21 protein-coding genes and 1 pseudogene are annotated in these 20,423 nt (G+C 44.0%); 6 read left to right on the top strand and 16 right to left on the bottom strand.

Annotated features, from left to right (window positions below; genetic code table 11):
* The first annotated feature begins 1 nt into the window (after position 1).
* The gene (locus tag NBH07_RS07585; protein WP_010992337.1) at positions 2-1,033 is read left to right on the top strand and encodes a virulence RhuM family protein; all 1,032 of its coding nucleotides are present in this window, start codon (positions 2-4) and stop codon (positions 1,031-1,033) included.
* Positions 1,034-1,107: 74 nt separating this feature from the next.
* On the opposite strand, the gene NBH07_RS07580 is transcribed toward NBH07_RS07585, so the two are convergent.
* The 10 genes from NBH07_RS07580 to NBH07_RS07535 form a co-directional block, all read right to left on the bottom strand.
* Positions 1,108-1,635, bottom strand: coding sequence for a hypothetical protein (locus NBH07_RS07580; RefSeq protein WP_010992338.1), 528 nt, complete (start codon positions 1,633-1,635; stop codon positions 1,108-1,110).
* Positions 1,636-1,639: 4 nt separating this feature from the next.
* A complete protein-coding gene (locus tag NBH07_RS07575) occupies positions 1,640-2,851 on the bottom strand; it encodes a relaxase/mobilization nuclease domain-containing protein (protein WP_010992339.1) in 1,212 nt (403 codons plus the stop codon).
* A complete protein-coding gene (locus NBH07_RS07570) occupies positions 2,848-3,267 on the bottom strand; it encodes a plasmid mobilization protein (protein ID WP_156682518.1) in 420 nt (139 codons plus the stop codon). Before NBH07_RS07570 ends, NBH07_RS07575 begins: the two co-directional genes overlap by 4 nt.
* 314 nt (positions 3,268-3,581) lie before the next feature.
* Positions 3,582-4,652, bottom strand: a complete 1,071-nt coding sequence (locus NBH07_RS07565) for an AAA family ATPase (protein ID WP_010992341.1) — start codon at positions 4,650-4,652, stop codon at positions 3,582-3,584.
* Positions 4,653-4,654: 2 nt separating this feature from the next.
* Positions 4,655-5,029, bottom strand: a complete 375-nt coding sequence (locus NBH07_RS07560; protein WP_010992342.1) for a helix-turn-helix domain-containing protein — start codon at positions 5,027-5,029, stop codon at positions 4,655-4,657.
* A gap of 100 nt (positions 5,030-5,129) precedes the next feature.
* On the bottom strand, positions 5,130-5,975 hold the full coding sequence (locus tag NBH07_RS07555; protein ID WP_041926182.1) for a hypothetical protein: 846 nt from the start codon (positions 5,973-5,975) through the stop codon (positions 5,130-5,132).
* Positions 5,976-6,144: 169 nt separating this feature from the next.
* Positions 6,145-7,260, bottom strand: a complete 1,116-nt coding sequence (locus tag NBH07_RS07550; RefSeq protein ID WP_010992344.1) for a tyrosine-type recombinase/integrase — start codon at positions 7,258-7,260, stop codon at positions 6,145-6,147.
* Between the two features lie 117 nt (positions 7,261-7,377).
* Entirely contained in the window at positions 7,378-8,256 is an 879-nt protein-coding gene (locus NBH07_RS07545; protein ID WP_010992345.1) for a helix-turn-helix domain-containing protein, read from the bottom strand.
* 261 nt (positions 8,257-8,517) lie between these two features.
* Complete coding sequence (gene mnmE / locus NBH07_RS07540) at positions 8,518-9,903, bottom strand: tRNA uridine-5-carboxymethylaminomethyl(34) synthesis GTPase MnmE (RefSeq protein ID WP_156682451.1); 1,386 nt, start codon at positions 9,901-9,903, stop codon at positions 8,518-8,520.
* An 8-nt stretch (positions 9,904-9,911) separates the two neighbouring features.
* On the bottom strand, positions 9,912-11,030 hold the full coding sequence (locus tag NBH07_RS07535; protein ID WP_094582512.1) for a DUF362 domain-containing protein: 1,119 nt from the start codon (positions 11,028-11,030) through the stop codon (positions 9,912-9,914).
* Positions 11,031-11,107: 77 nt separating this feature from the next.
* Here NBH07_RS07535 and NBH07_RS07530 point away from each other — a divergent pair, with 77 nt between their 5' ends.
* Entirely contained in the window at positions 11,108-12,292 is a 1,185-nt protein-coding gene (locus NBH07_RS07530) for an ATP-binding protein (protein ID WP_005854357.1), read from the top strand.
* A gap of 21 nt (positions 12,293-12,313) precedes the next feature.
* Positions 12,314-13,060 carry a nitroreductase family protein gene (locus NBH07_RS07525; protein WP_005854358.1) on the top strand — a complete coding sequence of 249 codons (747 nt, stop codon included), beginning with the start codon at positions 12,314-12,316 and terminating at the stop codon, positions 13,058-13,060.
* On the opposite strand, the gene rpiA is transcribed toward NBH07_RS07525, so the two are convergent.
* The 5 genes from rpiA to NBH07_RS07500 form a co-directional block, all read right to left on the bottom strand.
* Positions 13,050-13,754, bottom strand: a complete 705-nt coding sequence (gene rpiA / locus NBH07_RS07520; protein WP_005864338.1) for a ribose 5-phosphate isomerase A — start codon at positions 13,752-13,754, stop codon at positions 13,050-13,052. The two genes, NBH07_RS07525 and rpiA, sit on opposite strands and share 11 nt — an antisense overlap.
* A gap of 13 nt (positions 13,755-13,767) precedes the next feature.
* A complete protein-coding gene (locus NBH07_RS07515) occupies positions 13,768-14,637 on the bottom strand; it encodes a nucleoside phosphorylase (RefSeq protein ID WP_057327239.1) in 870 nt (289 codons plus the stop codon).
* A gap of 88 nt (positions 14,638-14,725) precedes the next feature.
* Complete coding sequence (floA, locus tag NBH07_RS07510) at positions 14,726-15,718, bottom strand: flotillin-like protein FloA (protein WP_005854361.1); 993 nt, start codon at positions 15,716-15,718, stop codon at positions 14,726-14,728.
* 10 nt (positions 15,719-15,728) lie between these two features.
* On the bottom strand, positions 15,729-16,217 hold the full coding sequence (locus tag NBH07_RS07505; protein ID WP_009275728.1) for an NfeD family protein: 489 nt from the start codon (positions 16,215-16,217) through the stop codon (positions 15,729-15,731).
* A gap of 8 nt (positions 16,218-16,225) precedes the next feature.
* Positions 16,226-17,674 (bottom strand): tetratricopeptide repeat protein, encoded by a 1,449-nt coding sequence (locus tag NBH07_RS07500; protein WP_156682450.1) that lies wholly within the window; start codon positions 17,672-17,674, stop codon positions 16,226-16,228.
* Positions 17,675-17,785: 111 nt separating this feature from the next.
* Between NBH07_RS07500 and NBH07_RS07495 the strand changes: the two genes are divergently transcribed.
* The 3 genes and pseudogenes from NBH07_RS07495 (at position 17,786) to NBH07_RS07485 (ending at position 19,144) form a co-directional block, all read left to right on the top strand.
* Positions 17,786-18,532, top strand: a complete 747-nt coding sequence (locus NBH07_RS07495) for a tRNA 2-thiocytidine biosynthesis TtcA family protein (RefSeq protein WP_130882377.1) — start codon at positions 17,786-17,788, stop codon at positions 18,530-18,532.
* 1 nt (position 18,533) lies between these two features.
* Positions 18,534-18,698: pseudogene (locus NBH07_RS07490) on the top strand (DMT family protein); the annotation flags it as partial.
* 74 nt (positions 18,699-18,772) lie between these two features.
* Positions 18,773-19,144, top strand: coding sequence for a DMT family protein (locus NBH07_RS07485; protein ID WP_125041144.1), 372 nt, complete (start codon positions 18,773-18,775; stop codon positions 19,142-19,144).
* A 64-nt stretch (positions 19,145-19,208) separates the two neighbouring features.
* Here the strand turns inward: NBH07_RS07485 and NBH07_RS07480 are convergent, their stop codons facing one another.
* Complete coding sequence (locus tag NBH07_RS07480) at positions 19,209-20,420, bottom strand: hypothetical protein (protein WP_156682448.1); 1,212 nt, start codon at positions 20,418-20,420, stop codon at positions 19,209-19,211.
* Positions 20,421-20,423: the final 3 nt, after the last annotated feature.

The following is a 20,423-nucleotide window of genomic DNA, read 5'->3' as shown; positions in this document are numbered from 1 at the left end:
TATGGCAAAAAATATAGAAATACGAAATAGTACAGCAGAGTTCCTGATTTTTCAAATTGAGGGAAAAGAAAATGGAGTGCAGGTAATGTATCAAAATGAAACTATCTGGTGTACACAGAAAGCTATGGCGCAATTATTTGACTGCTCCACAGATAATGTCGGACTTCACTTGAAAAATATATATGAAAGTGGAGAGTTGGTACAAGTGGTAACAACCGAGTATTTCTCGGTTGTTCAGGTGGAAGGTGAACGTCAAGTAAATCGTAAGTTGAAATTCTATAATCTTGATGCTATCATTAGTGTTGGCTATCGGGTTAATAGTACTCGTGCCACACAGTTCCGGCAATGGTGTACATATGTGCTTCGCCAGTTTGCTATTCGTGGATATGTGATAGACAAGAAACGAATGGAGAATGGCTCGTTTATCGGAGAGGATTATTTTGAACATTTGCTTGCCGAAATTAGGGAGATAAGGTTGAGTGAACGACGCTTTTATCAGAAACTCACTGATATATATGCCACCAGTATTGATTATAATGTCAATGCACCAACTACGCGTGCATTTTTCAAAAAGGTTCAGAACAAGATGCATTATGCGGTGCACGGTCATACGGCTGCCGAGCTGATTGTTGATAGAGCCAATGCGGAACGAGAACACATGGGACTGACTACATGGGAGAAAGGTCCGCAGGGGAAGATAGTAAAAACGGATGTGTCCATTGCCAAAAACTATTTGCGAGAAAACGAATTGGAAGCAATGGGCAGGATTGTGAATGCGTTTCTTGATATAGCAGAAAATATGGCTAAACGTCACATTCCAATGACAATGGAAGATTGGGCAAAGCGTATTGACAAATTCATTGATGTGGCAGACCTCCCGATATTACAAGATAACGGAAACGTGTCAGCCGAATTTGCCAAAGAGTTCGCAGAAACAGAGTTTGAAAAGTACAGGGTTATTCAAGACCAACTGTTTCAATCCGACTTTGACCGATTCAGCGATGGTAATTCTCCCCCTTTGGATATTGATTGAATGATATAGAGTAAAAAGCAACGAGTTTCAATCCTGATTTTCAGGTTTAAGACTCGTCGCTTTGTAGTAATCTGCTATTTGGGCTTGTTCAATACTTTCGAAAGAAGTATCATTATGGTAATTCCAGCCGTAGCAATCAGAATAGTCCATAAAGCAGCCTTCCAAATCAATGCCGAGTGTAAAATCTCGACATTTGCTATTATGATGCTGGCGAAAAAAGAAGAGAGGGCAACCAGTATTATAATTGTGATGTAGAATGCGGTAGCCGGGATATGGATGGCATTGTCGGCTTTCTTCATTCTTCGCTCGGCTTCCTTGCATTTGCTCTCAATCTGACCAAGAAAATTGCAGAGAAGTGTGGCTCCAAATTCAACTGCCAACTTATGCATTTCTTCAGAAATAATAGGTTTGCACTCACGTATAGAACCGGACAGATTTTCAACTTCTGTTCTCAGCTTATATACATTGTTATTCAGGCTGGCAAGTTCCTTGGCATTTACATCGAGTAGTCGTTTTTCTTCTTCCAGATATTCATTCTTGGGAGTGGTTTTTATGGATTCCACTTCACTCATTTCTGCGGAAAAATCAAATTTCTTTTTCATGGGCTTAGCGTTTTAATCTTGTTTTCGGCTTTTTTCCTATTAAGCGGCTGGCAGCACGAGCGCATCTGCGAGCCCATTGTAAATCGTCTTCGTCCTTGTCTCTCCACGGAAGATCGCTTTGCGAACCTCCGCCACTACCTCCAGTCGCTACATTTGGCGTATCAAGCAGTCCGACAAATATAGCTACAGCCATATCGGTAAGTTCTTGACAGTTGGCAATAAACCTGTAATCAAACTCGTCATTGAAACAGTCAAGTACTTTTTCCGGGATATAGAATTTGTAATCCTTTCCTTCATGACTGAGGGTATAGGAAATCATATCCTGACAATCTGTGAGATATTGGGTATAGTCAATAGGAGCAACCTTATGTATCGCTGCCTGTTGAACGGTTTGGGGAGTATTATTTCTAATGACGGTAGCTGGCTGATGGTGCAGTTTCTTCCATGTCGCAGGAAGTTTCGAGACCATCAGGTTCCTGCCGATTCCCAATTCTGAAGCCTTGTATTTGGTGTTTCCATTCATGAGGGCATATCCACGAAGAATACCTTTCTTGTCCTCTCTTTCATGGACGGTATAACCTTTCCGTATAAGAGCATTCTTGTACTCATCCCATGACCACGATGGCATTGCTTTCAATACATTCATGCAGTCTCGGTTCACTTGTGGCATGTTGCGATTTCGGACTTGTGCCGCAGTCGTCCAGCCTCGTTTTTTTGCCACTCGCTCGGCAGCACGTTGCGCACGAAGATGAATGTTGTGGTCGTTGTTGATATTGCCGTCTTCATCCAAACGGCAAACCGCGGCATGAAGGTGGGGAACTTCGCCTTTAGATTCCGTATGAAGCCAAACCGAGTATTTGCTACCCGCCAAATTGGTCGGACGGGAACGGACTTTTCCATCCTTGCCGGTAATCACCAGTTTGTCGAACTCCTCGGCGAATTCCTGCCAAAGATTTTGCCAATCTTCGATGTCATAGAATTGGGTATGCTCAGGCGATGGACTCAACTCTATTCTGATTATGGAATTCTTTATAGGCCGATATTGGGATAGGGTCAACTGCATGGAGTTCCATATTCCCATAGCGTCCGGTTCTGAGGGTAACAGATTGTCCAATACCCGATAGATTTTCTCCGGATGCTTTTTATGCTGTGATTCGCCGGTAATGTAACGGATGTCGTTTATACCGTGCGATATGGCTTTGGCTTTTGCAATCATTCTTCTTCGGATTTTGGGTTAGACGGAATTTTATTCTTCTCTTTTACTGCACTCAGGAACTGGCAGACACTTTCGGCTACATTGCCTAATTCTTTCAGCCAGCCCACCATAAACGGAATCTGATTGAACATTGCCATGCGCTGCTTTGTGGACATTCCGTGTAGGGCGGAGGTGTATTTTACGAGGTCTGACCGACAATCGTCCAGATTCTGCAACAGTGCTGCTTCTTCTTTCGTAAGCCTCGCTTTGGGTTTGAAGTTATAGGCACACGACAATAGGTAATCGCTTACAGTCATGCCACATTGTCCGGCCAGTGATTTTATATGTTCCTTCTGAGTAGGAGTGACTTTCGCTCCGATGAAGACGTTTCTGGTTTCTTTCGAAGAGTCCGATGTATTTACAATATTTTCTTTCATTTGAATCGTTTTATAATGGTTGAATAGGTGCGAGCTTGCGAGTACCACACCGGCGAGGGAACTGAGCAAGCGAGAGTGCCAATGTACAACCGTAACGCAGTGAGGTTATACATTGGCATATCTCGCAACAGTTACCTGTTGATGCTTCACGGCAAGCCATATCGGATGCGTATAGTGAACTGGCACTCGGATCGGAAACATAGGATGATATGAGCCTCTAAAAGAGGGGAGAATATGAATATCTCACATGATGTCTTCCTGCCGACTTTGCTTTATTCTTATATATACGCCCCGACAATAAAGTAAAGTTGAACTCAATAATGGTATTCTGGATTGAAGGCATAATCTTTCCCTTCTTTTATAACCATTTGTTTGTCGCTTAGCAATGTTGCGACCTTTACCGCCTTGTTATAACCGAGTTTTATACCCTGTAATCCGTAACCCTCTTTCAAGCGTTCTATATAATCATCGTAATTGCTGATGTTTCCATTGGCAAAAACGGCATCCAATGCTGGACGATGTACATTCTTTGGAATCTCCTTGTCCGGATCGAACGGTCCTTTGGTTGGTCGTCCGGTCTTCTTCTTTTTGGGCAGATAGGACTCTACCGATTCGGGCATGGCTTCCTCGTTTATGCGGAAAGCGAAAGGTTCAAACTCATGGTCACGGATATGGACGGCTTCGACCACGCTTACAGTCTTGTCCTCTTTGTCCACTTCGATCTGCATGATGGTTTCCGCTTTGTTGTTGAGTTCCGTGCCGATGTGACCACGGGCATGTTCATCATTCTTGTTCTGATGCAAGACGGTATGGATATGGATTTGCCTGTCATCCGTCCACTGCATGAATTTGGAGATGATGTCGGTAGATTCGCTGGAGGAGTTGATGTCGTAAAGGAAATCACGAATGCCATCTATGATGACCAATCCCAAATCCGGTATTGTGCCAATGGCCTGTTCGACTATCGCCAGACGTAGTTTAGGGGAAAACTTGCGCAGAGCCAGCATAATCAGATTATCCGGATTCTTGTATTCCGGCAAGTCGGCCAAACGTAAGATGCGTTTCAATACCTGTTGGCAATGATACCGCCCCTGCTCTGTGTCTATATATAGAATCTTCCGCTTATTCTCAGGGAACATAGACCGGTAATGAAGAACGGTGCTGCCACTCAATGCCGATGCGACAATGGCTGAAACGTTGAAAGTTTTCTTGCTTTTGGCTTTCCCGATGGAAGCGCTGAAGTTTCCCAATGTTCCGATAACAGTATCGTCCACCATCAGAACCACCGGGGAGTGTTCGTATGTACTTGTTACGCTTATTGTTGACTCCGCCATATAAGCGACCAATTCTTCCGGAGAAAGAATAATAGTGTCCGTCTTTTCCATCGCTACCAGTTTTTAGAGTTCGGTTTACGGCGATGGGAGGCGAGCAAGGACTCATTCTCGTCCTCGAAACTTTGCGGAACCGGATTCTTCCGGGAAGATTCCAGCCATCTATCCAGTTCGTCACGATAGATGTAGAGATGCTTTCCTTGTTTTATAACCGGAATATCGTCCTTCTTGACCTTGTAATAAAAGGTCGACAACGGCATTTTAAGATAGTTGCAAGCCTCCTGTACGGTCATGGGGACGTGCGTGTTCTCTTTGGTTTCGTACTGCTTGGAAAGTTTCTCCGTAAGCAGGCTTTCCATACTTGCGATTCTGTCGCATAGTTCGCCTACCACAGTCGGCAGGTCGTTGAATGTCAGTTGGTCTTTTTCCATATTATGACTATTTTAATCGTTTAACATGCTGCGAACCAACTCAATGAAACCTTGCAGAACAATACAGACCGGATTAATTATTTCGTCTGCATACTTTTTTTTATTGCGAGTCATCATTATCTACATCTAAATGGAAGCGATAGTCGCCTTTATCTGGTACATCAATGGGAATCTGGCTTGGAACATTATCCCGTAAATTGAGTCTGAGATATTCAAGGGTCGCGTTTACGAGTTCGTATGGAAATGATTTCTTGATAAAAACGGCTCTTTTCGCTAAGGGCACTCCCAAGCGTTCACCGACATTCCATGCCAAATGGCGAAGCCCAGGCGACCTCAGCGGATTGTCTATATTGGAACGAATCGGTTTATATGATTCAGGTTGATCGTAAGCCATATACTCTATATTGAAAATAAGGGTGGCAATATCCTCTTTGGAGAGATAGGGGGCAGTCTTGACGGTTACATATTCCCGAATCGCATCCATAATTTCCACTTGCCTTTCAATCTCTTTCTTTTTTAGTTCCACCAATATGGAATCATATTTATTCAAATGAGAATCTTGTGGACAATCAGAGTTTACTGTATTTGGATTCGACAGTTGGGACGGAAAAGACTCCTGTTCAGGCAAATCCATCGGTTGCTCGATGGTCAGTATTTCAGTGGCATCTATAGATTCTATGGCGTTCTCTGATTCTACAATAGGGGTAGATGGCTCGCCCAAAGAGAAGTTGATAGGATTTTTTGTCAGCCATTTATAGAAAAAATTGTGCAGGAGCCCGCACAATATGATAGCTATTACCAGTCCAAGGATGACAGGAGTCGTTATGCGCATGATATTGATGTCATGGCAAAGGAAAAGATAAGTATCTATGGCCGCATAAATGATAACGGACAGTGCGAGGATAAAACTTATCTTTTTAGTCTGAATTTGTTTTTTATTCGTCATGGTCTGCAAGTATTTGGAATCGTTTTGCGCTAAAGATATAATCGATGTTCCAGATAGTTGCAATAAAAAGACTGATAGTTACCACGTATCATGCTAAATATCACGGTCAGAGTATGATTTTTCACATAAAATCATACTCTGACCGCAGAAATCGAGGACGAAACGGCTGTCAGTCTTTCCTTGTCAAAGTAATCTTTTTGCTGGCTTCACGTTTGTTGGCATCCACGACTTTGATATACCTTTGCGTGGTGGTGATACTCTTGTGCGCCATGATGCTCTGTATGGTACGGATGTCCGTCCCGGCAGCTGCTTGTAGCGTTGCAAATGTTCTCCGGTACGAGTGAAATGTTATGTTCTTGGTAATTCCGGCAGAACGAATCCATTCTTTCATCGGTATTTGTGTCCAACTACGCATAAGTCCCTTGAATACCAAACCTTTCTTTTCAGAACTATAGCCTATCAATCCCAATGCTTCTTCGCTGATGGGAATGATGTCTTCCGCTTTGTTCTTCTGCGTAATGATGTGTACGCATTTCCCACCAGCAGAATAGTCCACGATGTCTTCCCAACATAGCGAGAGAATGTCACTGATACGCAAGCTGGTCATACAGGAAAACAGCGATGCCGTTTTCAGAATAGGCTTCTTACAAGGTGTCTCGGCCAATTTGTACAGTTCCTCAACAGACAGGGCCTCTTTCATTACATCTTCTGTCTCTATCTTTTCCAAGAAGTCATTGACATTGGTCTTTATCATCCCATTACGGTAGAGTATTTTCAGGAAACCTCTGAAAGTAGACCAATATCCTGATGCGGAGTTCCGTGTGATACGTCCGTTACGCCTTAGCTTCTTGGCACTCAGCAGATATTCCCGAAACTTGTTACAGAGGTCGATGTCAATCTCTTCAAAGGTGCATTTGCCATGTACGAAGTTATTGAAATGCAGATAGACAAACTCCCATTTCTGGTCATGCTTACGGAGCTGCTTGCGATAATACTCCAGAAAGTCTGCCTTGAGTTTGTACTTGTCAAAGAAGTCATACCGTTCATTGACTACCGACTCGAACCTGCGGCAACGGATGGCTTCGGCTTTCTCGGTCATTACCTCGTTGAAATTCTGTTCACGTTTGTTCCTCGGATTGGCATAGATATAAATACCAAGCGATTCATGACGGATAACTTTCATTGTCTCTTTGTCTCGATACCCCGGATAATAATCCAGATAGAAAGACATCATCCTGCCTTTTAGCGGACGTGTCCTTAATGTCACAGTCTTGCATTCATGCATAATGTTATATTTTTATGGTTATTATTAATTCGTCGGCGAAACTCTATAATGTAGTCATGCAGATTACCTACAGCAGGGATTAATTTTTGAATAATTTGCGGATAGCCATAAATTAGACTATTTGCGGACACCCATTACCCGGTCAAACTCCACTTTCAGGAATCTGACGAACCGTCCGTTCTTCTCCCGGTTGATCTGATGGAATTGCAGAATACCGTAAACCGAATCACGAGAGAGTTTGAATTTCTCCATCGCCTCCTTGACGGTGTAGTATTCCGCCTTGCTCTCCTGTTCGGAACTCTTCGAGAGGTCGAAGTGGAGCTTTGAGTAGAATATCTGCCCATGCTCTTTCTTGGAGGGAATGTTGTTCCGATACACTTGCGAACGGATGGCGACACGTGTCATACCGTACTTCTCCTGAATCTCTTCCGGTGTGTACCATTCAGTAAGGTCGGAATCTACCTCGTATTTGGCAAAGGCAGCATCGATATGTTTCTTGCTGTAATAGTTGAACTGGCGGATTCTCACTTTCGGCACTTTATGTTGCCGAGTGTAAGTCCACACCCATTTGGCGTTGACCTTATATTTTTCCGCAATCTCTTCGGCTGTGTAATACTCGGAGATGTTGAAGTCGTTTTTCGCAACCAGTCGTTCGTAAGGTTTGCTTTTGAGCATTAACTCTATGTCTGCACGCCTTACCAAAGCCATTCTTCCGCTAATTCGGGATGCTCTAAGTTTATCCTCTTTGACTAATTTATAAATGTACTGACGGCTCACGCCCATCAATCGGGCAGCCTGCGAAAAAGTGAAATATTCCTGCTTCTCCAAACTGGAGCGCAACTCCTGCATTTCCTGAATGTGGCGCAGTTCCATTTTGCGCTCCTTGATACGATGTTTGTAACCTCGCTTCGAGCATTGAGGGCTACAATAACAGGTCGTTGTTTTCTGTGCAATGAACGGTTTTCCACACCATTGACAAATTCTCTTTACTTCCATATTTCCTATATCATTTTCTCTGTTTTTTAATTTCCCTTTTTGTCTACACATGTAAACCATTGTCAACACACGTCAACTAATGCGTCATTGTGACATTCGGGCTAACCGTGAATTTCTGTCGCGGTAGAAATATGATAGAAAAATATGGATAAAAACCGTTATCTCCAAATACGGACTGGAAAGTGTTAAAACAGAAAAGTCACTGATACACAGTGACTTTATTCTAAATGATTATAGTTGGTTACGGCTGTTTACAAGCTATCATTTGCCGATGCAAAAATGCTGAAATATATTCCCCAACACCTGATCCGTCGTAACCTCTCCTACGATATCCGATAAATGGAATATACACTCCCGTAAATCTTGCGAGATGAAATCCCCGGAAAGGCTGGAGTTCAAACCTTCTTGTACCCTATGTATAGCTTCCAGCGCATGCGTAAGTGCCTCGAAGTGGCGGGCATTCGTTACGATGATGTCGCTTTGGTGGAGGGTGGGGATGGAAGAGACTTCCGTGAGGAGTTGTTGTAGCTCTGCGATATGCAGCTTGCCTTTGGCGGAAATAGCGATTTGATGCCAGCCTTCGGTGGGGAAAGAGAAGGTTGGGAGAGAGGATGCGGGTAATACATCGCATTTGTTCATCGCTAAGATAACAGACTTATTCGTTAATCTCGGAGCTATTTCTTGATAGAAAGCCTCGAAATCTTTGAGGTCACGGGTTAAGTCGTACATGAGGATGACGATTTGCGCTTGGTCTAGAGCCTTGAAACTACGTTCAATACCGAGAGCTTCGATCGTATCGCTTGTTTCACGGATACCGGCGGTGTCGATGAAACGGAAGAGCTGGCCGTTGATATTGATCGTATCCTCGATAACGTCACGGGTCGTTCCGTGGATGTCGCTGACGATCGCTTTATCCTCGTTCAACAAGGCGTTTAGTAAAGTAGATTTGCCGGCATTCGTCTCACCGATGATGGCGACGGGAATACCGTTTTTGATAGCGTTACCTACGCTGAAAGATTGGGCGAGTTTGGAGATGACCTGTTCGATATGATCCGCAAGCGTGCGAAGCTCGCTACGATCAGCGAACTCTAATTCCTCATGGTCACTGAAATCCAGTTCCAGCTCCATGAGAGAGGTGAAATGGAGCAGCTGGTTCCGAAGTTCGGCAAGTTCCTTGCTGAAACCACCTCGCATCTGGCTTAGAGCCAAACGATGTTGGCCAGCCGAAGTGGAGGCGATTAAATCCGCAACGGCCTCCGCTTGGCTAAGGTCCATCTTGCCATTCATGAAAGCACGTTGCGTATATTCACCCGGTTGCGCTATACGGCATCCGCTGGAGATAAGGGATTGCAGGATTTGTTGTTGGATATACGTCGAGCCGTGGCAGGTGATTTCCACCGTATCTTCCCCCGTGAAAGAATGGGGGGCACAGAAAACAGCGGCGATCACCTCATCTATGGTTTCGTCATTGTTACCGACGATGGAACCATACGTTAAGGTATAAGCCTTTTGGGTAGATAAACTTTTACCTGCCTTCTTCGGCCGGAATATCCGATCACAAATCTTGAAAGTATCCGGTCCGGAGACACGAATCACTGCGATTCCTCCTACTCCCGGAGCTGTAGATATAGCGCAAATTGTACTCATTCCGTCTATTAAACCGTTATTAATTCATACGCTTGAGAACCCAGTCCGATTTCTTCCGCATAATGTAGGCCGGCTTGCCAGTTCGTATCCGGATGAATCAAATGGAATTTATCCTCTCCCTCAAGGTGTTCGTGAGGATGAGCCTCGGCTAATTTATTACCTCCGATGATAGGAGCGTTGATAACCATATCGGCGCAAGCCTTATCCAAGGCCACCGGATCGAAAGACGCGGCGATCCCCAAATCAGGGATGATGGCGGCATCGTTATGATTCCAGCAATCGCACTCCGGAGATACGTTCATGATAAAACTAACATGGAAATGGGGCTTGTCTGATAATACGGCTTTGGTGTACTCGTCGATCTTGTAATTCAATCGCTCGGAAGTATCACCTTCGCCCATTACGGCACCGTCGTATTGGCAAAGAGCCACACATTGCCCGCAACCTACACAACGCTCGTAATCAATTTCGGCCTTTCGGTTGTTATTCAAATGGATGGCATCGTGAGCACAGTGCTTTACACAGATGTTACAGCCTTTACAAGCCTCCGTATCGATACGGGGTTGTGAGGCGCAATGTAATTCCAGTTTACCGCCTACGCTGGCGCATCCCATCCCGAGGTTTTTCAGCGCACCGCCGAAACCGGCTTGCTCGTGACCTTTGAAATGGTTCATGGAAATGATGATATCGGCATCGGCGATAGCGGCACCTATTTTCGGGGCCTTGCAATATTGCCCGTCGATCTCGATTTCCCGGTAGTCCGTACCTTTCACGCCATCGGCGATGATAACGTTGCAACCGGCGGACATGGGATTGAACCCATTTTCCATGGCGCTTTGAAGATGATCGACAGCGTTGGAGCGACGGCCCGAGTATAAGGTGTTACAATCGGTAAGGAACGGTTTCGCGCCTAATTCACGTAACAGGCTTACCAAGCGAGCGGCGTAATTAGGACGAATGTATGCCAAATTCCCCGGTTCGCCAAAGTGGATCTTAATGGCTACAAATTGATTTTTGAAGTCGATATTGGCGATACCGGCACGTTTTACCAGACGTTCCATCTTATCCAGCAGGTTGCTGCTGGGGGTCGTGCGTAAATTAGTAAAGTAGACTTTGGATGTATTCATCTTTTTATTGGTTTAGTGTTGACAAAGGTACGAAAAACACGGAACATTTTTTATATTCGCGTAAAACAGATTTGTATATGGACTTGCTTCAGCGGAATCATCAGCTATTGTTGAAAGGAATAAATTGTACATTCCTGCGTTATTTGCATGCACGGATAGAGTGGGAGGATCGGTTAATCGGCATCTTCGGCTCTCGAGGGGTTGGTAAGACTACCTTGTTGTTACAGCATATTAAGTTGAAATTTGAAGATTCGCGGGAAGCCCTGTATGTGAATCTGGATGATTTCTGGTTTGAGACACATTCATTGACCGATGCGGTTAAGGAGTTCCTGCAAGCCGGGGGGCATTATTTGTTTTTGGATGAGATCCATTTCTATTCGGGCTGGATGGAAGAGGTCTCAACTTTATTGGATGCCAACCCCGCCTTAAAGATTGTTTTCGCTACCACTTCTTTGTACTCGCAGACAGAGGTGCGGAACGGGTTAAGGCATGAGGCTGCTTTTTATACCATGCATCCGATGTCGTTCCGTGAATTCCTTTCTTACGAAAGCATTCTGGATAAAGATCCCATTCCGTTGGAGGATATCTTAGCGAACCATCATGATTTGGTGAAGGAGATCAATGCGGAGATGAATATTGTGCCGATTTACCGGAACTATCTGGAACATGGATGTTATCCTTTTTATTGGCAAGACCCGGATATGTATTATTTCCGTCTGCAAGAATTAGTGAGAAAAGAGATTTGCCGGGATTTGCCTTCGGTGGTTTCTATTTCGATGAGTAATCTGGAACGAGCTCAAAAATATTTTATGATGGTGGCTGAGTCGGCTCCTTTACGTCCGAAATCGATTGATGTAACCCGTAAGACAAATATGCTTCGTCAGCAAAGCGATAGCCTGTTGCGTTTCTTTCATGATGTGAGGCTTATTTATTACTCGGCAGACCAACTGGGAACCACTCCGGCCAAGCAGAAAGTCTTTATGGGGGATACCAACTTGCTGATCTCTTTTTTCGGAGATAAGGAGAATCGGCAATTGATGTGTGAAACCTATTTCTTAAGCCAGATGCGTTCCGTGGCGAACGTGGAATTCATGGAGAACGGAGATTTCTTGATTGGCGGTAAATATATCTTCGCCGTAGGTGATCCCTTAAGGGGATATGATCGTCTCCGCTTCGTACCCGACGCTTATGCGGCTATCTACGGGTTACCGAAAAGCGTGTTTAACCGTATGCCGGCATGGATATTAGGATTTAGTTATTGAGAATTTAAAAATAGGATTGCTATGTTAGAATGCATGAAGAATAGAAGAAGTATCCGTAAATATACGGATCAGGATATCCCGGAGTCTTTGCTGAATGAATTATTGGAAGTGGCTACTCGTGCCTCGAATACAGGAAATATGCAATTGTATAGTGTCGTGGTTACCCGCGACCCTGCGAACAAGGAGAAACTGGCTCCGGCTCATTTTAACCAACCAATGATTACGGGAGCCCCGGTGGTACTTACTTTTTGTGCGGATGCGAACCGTTTCGTGAAATGGGCGGAGTGCAGGAAAGCGGAGGCCGGATTCGATAATTTACAAACGTTTATCGCTTCGACGATAGATGCGATGTTGTTCGCCCAGAGTTTCTGCAATGCCGCTGAGGAAAAAGGCTTAGGCATTTGCTATCTGGGTACGACGGCTTATAATGCGGACCAGATCATTGAGGCACTTTCTCTTCCCCGTCTGGTTGTCCCGATCGTTACGGTTACGGTGGGTTATCCGGCAGAGCCTATACCCGCTCAAGTAGAACGTTTACCATTGGCGGCTGTGGTACAAAACGAGACTTATACGGACTTTACTCCGGCTTCCATCGATGCCTTGTATAGTGAGAAAGAGGCATTAGAGGTGAATAAGCAGTTTGTAAGGGAGAATAATAAGGAAACACTGGCGCAGGTCTTTACGGACGTACGCTATACGAAGAAAAATAGTGAACATTTCTCCGAGGTGCTCTTGAAGGTATTGAAACAACAAGGATTCATGAAGTAAGCCCTAATACTTCTACCTTATAGTTCATAAAGAGTCCACTCTCGAGTACGCCCGTAATCGACTTGAGAGTGGATTCTGTATTTTCAGGGATATAGTCCATCCATACGTCTAGGATCATATTGCCATTCTCGGTAATGATCGGTCCATCCTTACCTTGCCCCATACGAAGTTTTATCTCACCGGGATTCAAACGCTGGAGTCTGTCCTCTACATAGGTGAGAGCTTCCGGGAAAATCTCTATCGGGATCGGGAATTTAGCTCCCAGCCTCTCCACTTTCTTGGAAGGATCGACCAGTATATAGGTCTGCGGACTGGAGCTGATTAATAGCTTTTCCTTGAACATGGCGCCTCCACGCCCTTTGATCAAGTTAAAGTGGGAATCTACTTCATCAGCCCCATCGAAGGTCCAGTCCGGCTTGTGGGAAAACAGGCTGGTAACCGGAATGCCTAGCTGGGCGCAAGTCATCCGGATTTCTAATGAAGTGGGGATCGCCAAGATGGAAAGACGTTCCGTCCGGATACGTTCCGCTATGCGAATTAACGCTAGATAGGAGGTAGAACCGGAGCCAACACCTATGACTTGTCCGTTTTCGACTTTAGATGCGATAAGGTCCGCTATCTTTATTTTATCTTCCTTATGGGAGATCTGATTCCCCCATTCCAACGTATCGATTAGTGAATGATCCCACTTCATAGTCTTGATATTATTATATACGGTCTAATACAGTTTCAATCAGTTCCTCCAAAGAACCTTTATAATCCGTATTCATATGATTATCCACACGTCCGGCGATAATACAACATACGGTCATTGCCCGGTGTCCCATGAGAGCGGCCAGACCAGCTAAAGAGGAGCTCTCCATCTCGAAGTTCGTAATCTTTCGCCCGTTATAATCGAAAGCTTCTATTTTCCGGTTCAATTCTGGATCGGTCAAGGGCAATCGGAGCTCACGTCCTTGCGGCCCATAGAAGCCATTGGCCGCGATAGTCGTTCCCCGGATAATATCATTACGGGTGATTTGCTCGATCAACGATGGATCTGCCGATACGACATAAGGCCATATGCCGCTAAGCCGCCAATCAAGCTGTTTTATTAATTCAGATTCCAAGTCTGCGTCACGAACGGAATTACTATTTGCGTAGAAATAAATGACTCCATCGAATCCGATCGATTTCTCCGCAGCTACATAAGTCCCAATCGGGACAAATGGCTGTAACCCTCCGGAAGTCCCGATACGAACTAGGGAAAGTTGCTTGAATTCCGGCTTGATCGTACGGGTTGAGAAGTCAATATTAGCGAGAGCGTCCAACTCATTTAATACGATATCAATATTATCTGTACCGATGCCATGGGATACAACCGTGATACGTTTTCCCTTGTATTGGCCCGTGATGGTATGAAACTCCCGGCTGGAAACCTCACATTCCTGAGACTCAAAATAGGAAGCGACGGTTGTAACCCGTGCGGGATCACCAACAAGTACCACACGATCCGCGAGTTGTTCTGGTTTTAAATGCAGGTGGAAAACACTACCATCTGAATGGATCGCTAATTCTGAAGCGGGGATTGTTCTCATATTCGATCAGCTAATTAAGTTTACTTTTAATCATAAAAGGGCAAGGTGCGACCCTGCCCTTGGAGATAGTTCCATGTATATAACTATTTTAGTCCTTTAATGGTTTTGATGGAGTACCGGTCGGTTTAGCTATCGCTTCACGCATAGAAGTGTCCGCCTCGATGTTCTTCATCTTGTAATAGTCCATTACGCCTAGGTTTCCTGTGCGGAAAGCGTCTGCCATTGCCTTGGGAACTTCCGCTTCTGCCTCGATCACCTTGGCACGGGCTTCTTGTGCTTTCGCCTTCATCTCTTGCTCGAGGGCGACAGCCATCGCACGGCGTTCCTCGGCTTTCGCCTGAGCGATATTCTTATCCGCTTGAGCTTGATCCATTTGCAAGAAAGCGCCGATGTTCTTACCTATATCGATATCGGCGATATCGATGGAAAGGATTTCGAAAGCTGTTCCGGCGTCAAGCCCTTTGCGAAGCACTAATTTCGAGATGGAATCCGGATTTTCCAATACAGTCTTATGGCTTTCGGATGAACCAATGGAAGATACGATACCTTCACCTACACGGGCTAAGATCGTCTCTTCTCCGGCACCACCCACTAATTGCTTGATATTCGCACGAACGGTGACACGTGCCTTGGCGATTAACTGGATTCCGTCTTTCGCTACCGCTGTTACCGGAGGGGTATCGATCACTTTCGGATTTACCGACATTTGTACAGCCTCGAATACGTCACGTCCGGCCAAGTCGATAGCGGTAGCCATCTGGAAAGGAAGGTCGATATTCGCTTTTGACGCGGAAACCAGCGCATGCACTACTTTCTCGACATGTCCACCCGCTAAATAGTGCGCTTCCAGCTCGTCGCGTGTAAGCGTCTTTATTCCTGCCTTATGCGCTTCGATCATCGCACGAGTGATGATGTAGGGAGGAACTTTTCGGATACGCATCAAGAATAACTGGATCAAGGAGATATTGACTCCTGATACTTTGGCCGAGATCCATAACAGGAACGGCACATAATAGAAAAAGATTGCCAGCAGAAGTACTGCGGCCCCCAATAGGATAAGTGGCAAAAAGGTTATTTCCATATATAAAAAATTAAGCGTGAATATTTGTTTCTTCTTTAGGACGGACAATTACGTTGTAACTGTCTACCCTGATCACTACGATCGGCGTGTTCTCATCGATTAATTCGTCTTGAGATTTCGCTTCCACGTTAATACCTTTAATCCGGGCCTTGCCGATAGGGGCTAAGCGTGAGAGCGTGATCCCCTCGTCTCCGGGTTCTATTCCGAGATCCCTGCTGGATGTCAGCTTGGAATCGATATCTGTCTTTAAAGCGATCTTGTTAAAAGACCGGGAACGCAATAACCAAGCGAAGATTATTCCGAATGTAATGATTGATAAGGATAAAGTCAGATGCCCTACCCATATACCTACCGTATAAGCGAAAACGACTCCGCCGATAGCGAAAATAGCCCCGCCTATACCCGCGAGTGTTATTCCCGGAAGAAGGAATATCTCTGCCAGTATCAGTAGGATGGCCGCTACCATGAGGAAGACGATGATGGCTATGTCCAGTAGCATAGTTCTTCTTATTTATGGTTGTTTCTTAGGTATACGATCTCTGCGTTACGTGCCTTTTTCTCCCATTCGTCCGGTTGAGCGAGCAGGTTGTTTAACTTTTCTTCCGCATCAAGAATCGTAGGCTTCAGTTGTTCTCGCTTCGCCTTATTCCCTTTGATGTAGCTGGCTCGTAAACTCTCTAGTTTCTCATTTAGCTCCTTGATCTGTCTATGGATGGAAACTACTTTCTCGTAGTAGTTCTTCGCTTCCGGACTTTGGATATCGTCTAAGGTGTAATAAACGATATCATCATGGATCGGGAACGTGAAATCTTTCTTTATTTCTATACGTCCATAAGGAATCTCGGTATGAGCTAAATGAATAAGCTCTTCGTAATTCGATCCGGGTTTCCATGAATCCTTGATCGAGGCAATAGAGGCCCGGGCACGTTTTAGTTCGACATCCTCGCTATCTACTCGCTCGCGGTTGTCGTTCGGGATGAATAAGTATACGCAGACTTTTCCTTCCGGTTGATAACGATCGGAAACGAACCATCCCAATTGCTTGGCTTCGTCGATCACCATCATATAATCGTTAAACGGGGAGTTATAGGGCATGCCCAATTGCTCCGGTGTAAGATAAGTATCGGAATTGATGTTGTAACGAGTGACGAATAAATCATATCCGCCCAGAGAGCCGTTCCCTTTGGATGCGTAATAAATCGTTACGCCATCGGATAGCACGAATGGATACCCATCGTCGGCGTCACTATTGATATTCATCGGTAACTGTTTCTCGTCTCCCCATTGATCCATGAGCTTGGATTGGGTAAAAAGACAATTGTGGTTACCGTCTGTCGAGTGGGCGTAATAAATCTTATCCCCCTTCTGGTTCATGTATACCGATGAGTTGCCCGGATCGTTTGTCTGGAAGAAATCTTGGTAAGTGGTCAACGTACCGCTTTCCTCGCTTAAGGTATAGGCTGATAAGAAATCATCTTTATCAACGACCAAGCTATCGATAATCTGGACATTCTCTACCTTATCAAGCATACGGCTTGCTTTGTTCGCCAAGTCCATACGGATCTGGTAAGGTTCCACATCTTGTTTCTTTTTTGTTAGGAGGGTGATGTATTCGTCGAACATCTCCTCGGCTTCGTCAAAACGATAGGTCTGGTAGTATACTTCTCCAAGGTATCGATAAGCGTCTTGTACCCTACGCTTTACGGCAACCTTAAGATGTTTCTCCGCTCCTGCTAAATCTCCGGTCTCGAAACAGCAAACACCATACCATTGATTATAAGAGGCATTGCTTGGCGCTTGTTTCACTAGTTTCTCGAACACAGGTTTGGCTTCCGCGTATTTCCCGTCGTTATATAATTTTTTTGCCTGATCAAGACTTTGCGCATGTAGTTGCATTCCTCCGCATAGGAGTGTAACTCCTAGCGTATAAAGCAGCTTTTTGGATAACCGTTTCATTTTGTCTATTCTAGATTATATAGTTATGCAGTTTCAAAGATAAGAATATTTTTGTAGAGGCATACAAATCGAAAAGATAAATATATAATTTTGCGCCCGTAAAGGAAGTATATGGCAAAATTGACAGAGGACGAACGTTTGTTTCGCAAGATAGAGGATAAGGTAAAGAGAGCGATTTTCGACTATGGCTTGATCAATGATGGCGACCGGATCTTGGTCGGGTTGTCCGGAGGAAAAGATTCCTTGGCCTTGGTGGATTTACTGGGGCGCAGGTCGAAAATCTATTGTCCTCGGTTTGAGGTCGTGGTAGCGCATATCGTGATGACGAATATCCCTTATTGTTCGGATCGGGAATATCTTAGAAGTTGCGCGGAGGAGCATGATTTGCCTTTCATTGTCCATGAGACAAGTTTCGATCCTTCTACGGACACTCGCAAATCCCCCTGCTTTTTATGCTCTTGGACTCGCCGGAAAGCTTTGTTTGAGATCGCTAAGGCTCATAAATGCAATAAGATTGCGCTAGGGCATCATCAAGATGATATCCTAGAGACACTGTTGATGAACCTGACCCACCAAGGGGCTTTCGGAACAATGCCTCCCCGGTTGAAAATGGATAAGTTTGATATGGAGATTATCCGTCCGATGTGTCTGGTGGAAGAGAGGGAGTTGATTCAGGTCGCCGCATGGAAAGGGTACCGGAAACAATTGAAGAACTGTCCTTATGAGTCGGGTTCCAGTCGTTCGGATATGAAAGAGCTGCTGAGAAGTCTGGAAGCGATCAATCCGGAGGCTCGTTACAGTCTTTGGGGGAGCATGACGAATATACAAGAAGATTATTTACCTCGAAAAATAAGATAATATGCAAAGTGTTTATACGATTTTATTGTTGATCGTGTCTAATATTTTTATGACATGCGCTTGGTATGGTCATTTGAAGATGAAGCAACAATTCAGTTGGTTTGAGCATCTTCCTTTGTTTGGCGTAATCCTGTTTAGTTGGTTTCTCGCTTTTTTTGAGTATAATAAAATAGAAAAACCCAACTGGGTATTTAACACTTTACGTTGATATATAATAATGTATAGTAGAATTAGAATAATATGAAAGCTCTCTACACAATTTTATTGCTTATAGTATCGAATGTCTTCATGACTTTTGCTTGGTATGGTCATTTAAAGATGAAACAGGAATATTCTTGGTTTGCTGGTCTTCCATTGATAGGGGTAATAGCCTTTAGTTGGTCAATTGCTTTTCTTGAGTATTCTTGTCAAATTCCAGCGAATCGCATTGGATATATTGGTAATGGAGGACCATTTTCCTTGATGCAGTTGAAGGTTCTTCAAGAAGTAATAACTCTTATTATATTCACAGTTTTTACAACTGTATTCTTTAAAGGTGAAGCTTTGCACTGGAATCATGTAGCTGCCTTTGTTTGCTTAATATTGGCTGTCTATTTTGTATTTATGAAATAGTTATAGAAGAGAGCAGCATAAGAGTTTTCTCAAATGCTGCTCACTTTTAGTATGAATAAGCCCTTTATTCCACTCTCTGATAAGAGTACTTCTGACCTGTGGGGGTAACTCCATCAGCTTCCAATTCCTGCACTGATAAGGTCATTGAATTAAGTAACAGGATATCATTGATAATCCATTCATCTTCATCACTGTACATTTCATAGAGTTTCTTACCGTCTATCTTGTACTTGCCCACTTCGTTATAAGAGCCATCTTCTGTACTTGTGTATTCAAATGTACCATCATTCTTATAAGTTACATGGGTGGCAACAGCATTACCACTTGTCATCTTCCATTTACCTATAATGAGGGAAGCATAATCATCCTGTCCTTTGATTGTACCATTATCAGTATCTACTTCAAATGTTACATTCTTCTTAGCCCCATCATAATGTGTAATATTGACATTGAACTTCCAAACTGGCGTAGATTTATCTTCTACACTGACCTCAATCTTGGCATCAGCAGGTTCATCGTTAAGCTGTGGTACTTGGATATGCCATAAATCCTCTCCCAATTTAAAACTTCTTTTACCCACGAAGAAGCCTTTATTATCTCTATGACTGTAGATTGCTTCTTCATAAGATAAAAGTTCAGAAGTATAGAGAGTTCCTACATTATTGGAAAATCCAAAACCTTTCTCTGCTACATAGATAGTATCTCCAAACAGCGAGTAGCAACATCTGTTGTTTATGATAGAGTTTTCGTACCATAAGCCTATGCCGAAACCACCCTCTTTAATTTGAACTTCTTTAGTTTGTGAACTCTGTTTGAAAAGTAAGGCATAGTAGCTATAGTCTTTTCCAAAGCTGTAACTTAATGATGCGACAAAGTCTTGATTGAATGGCATTACTTGTAACAGAGTTATCTGTTGAATCGTAACATCTTCATATTCTCCATAGCCTTTGTAAATTCTGCGATTCCTGTTAAATGGCAACTCGTCAGTCCAATTAATAATAGGTGATTTGTTCTCTACGTTGAATGATGCAAGCCATAGCTTATCATCCTTTAGTCCAGAGAAGTTTGCTTGACCTAAATTGATAATAGTATTATTTCCATGTTCAAACAGACTTAGCAATTCGATATTCTTATAGTCTGTAATTCCATATTCCAAGCACATTTGTTCTACATTGGTTAAAGGTGGATTTACCTCCAATTCATCGTCCCCACAGGAACAAACTCCCATGCTTAATGCAACCAATAGTGAGGTTGCCAATAATCTAATTGATTTCATTGT

This window comes from Parabacteroides sp. B2-S-102, from assembly GCF_023656665.1.
Taxonomy (GTDB): Bacteria; Bacteroidota; Bacteroidia; order Bacteroidales; family Tannerellaceae; genus Parabacteroides; species Parabacteroides distasonis.
Note: the sequence above shows the minus strand (reverse complement) of the source record. Positions and strands in the feature narration are given on the sequence as shown.

Bases quoted from the DNA above. Each gene is read 5' to 3' on its own strand.
- NBH07_RS07585 (WP_010992337.1), top strand. From the start codon at position 2: ATGGCAAAAAATATAGAAATACGAAATAGTACAGCAGAGTTCCTGATT.
- NBH07_RS07580 (WP_010992338.1), bottom strand. From the start codon at position 1,635: ATGAAAAAGAAATTTGATTTTTCCGCAGAAATGAGTGAAGTGGAATCC.
- NBH07_RS07575 (WP_010992339.1), bottom strand. From the start codon at position 2,851: ATGATTGCAAAAGCCAAAGCCATATCGCACGGTATAAACGACATCCGT.
- NBH07_RS07570 (WP_156682518.1), bottom strand. From the start codon at position 3,267: ATGAAAGAAAATATTGTAAATACATCGGACTCTTCGAAAGAAACCAGA.
- NBH07_RS07565 (WP_010992341.1), bottom strand. From the start codon at position 4,652: ATGGAAAAGACGGACACTATTATTCTTTCTCCGGAAGAATTGGTCGCT.
- NBH07_RS07560 (WP_010992342.1), bottom strand. From the start codon at position 5,029: ATGGAAAAAGACCAACTGACATTCAACGACCTGCCGACTGTGGTAGGC.
- NBH07_RS07555 (WP_041926182.1), bottom strand. From the start codon at position 5,975: ATGACGAATAAAAAACAAATTCAGACTAAAAAGATAAGTTTTATCCTC.
- NBH07_RS07550 (WP_010992344.1), bottom strand. From the start codon at position 7,260: ATGCATGAATGCAAGACTGTGACATTAAGGACACGTCCGCTAAAAGGC.
- NBH07_RS07545 (WP_010992345.1), bottom strand. From the start codon at position 8,256: ATGGAAGTAAAGAGAATTTGTCAATGGTGTGGAAAACCGTTCATTGCA.
- mnmE (WP_156682451.1), bottom strand. From the start codon at position 9,903: ATGAGTACAATTTGCGCTATATCTACAGCTCCGGGAGTAGGAGGAATC.
- NBH07_RS07535 (WP_094582512.1), bottom strand. From the start codon at position 11,030: ATGAATACATCCAAAGTCTACTTTACTAATTTACGCACGACCCCCAGC.
- NBH07_RS07530 (WP_005854357.1), top strand. From the start codon at position 11,108: ATGGACTTGCTTCAGCGGAATCATCAGCTATTGTTGAAAGGAATAAAT.
- NBH07_RS07525 (WP_005854358.1), top strand. From the start codon at position 12,314: ATGTTAGAATGCATGAAGAATAGAAGAAGTATCCGTAAATATACGGAT.
- rpiA (WP_005864338.1), bottom strand. From the start codon at position 13,754: ATGAAGTGGGATCATTCACTAATCGATACGTTGGAATGGGGGAATCAG.
- NBH07_RS07515 (WP_057327239.1), bottom strand. From the start codon at position 14,637: ATGAGAACAATCCCCGCTTCAGAATTAGCGATCCATTCAGATGGTAGT.
- floA (WP_005854361.1), bottom strand. From the start codon at position 15,718: ATGGAAATAACCTTTTTGCCACTTATCCTATTGGGGGCCGCAGTACTT.
- NBH07_RS07505 (WP_009275728.1), bottom strand. From the start codon at position 16,217: ATGCTACTGGACATAGCCATCATCGTCTTCCTCATGGTAGCGGCCATC.
- NBH07_RS07500 (WP_156682450.1), bottom strand. From the start codon at position 17,674: ATGAAACGGTTATCCAAAAAGCTGCTTTATACGCTAGGAGTTACACTC.
- NBH07_RS07495 (WP_130882377.1), top strand. From the start codon at position 17,786: ATGGCAAAATTGACAGAGGACGAACGTTTGTTTCGCAAGATAGAGGAT.
- NBH07_RS07485 (WP_125041144.1), top strand. From the start codon at position 18,773: ATGAAAGCTCTCTACACAATTTTATTGCTTATAGTATCGAATGTCTTC.
- NBH07_RS07480 (WP_156682448.1), bottom strand. From the start codon at position 20,420: ATGAAATCAATTAGATTATTGGCAACCTCACTATTGGTTGCATTAAGC.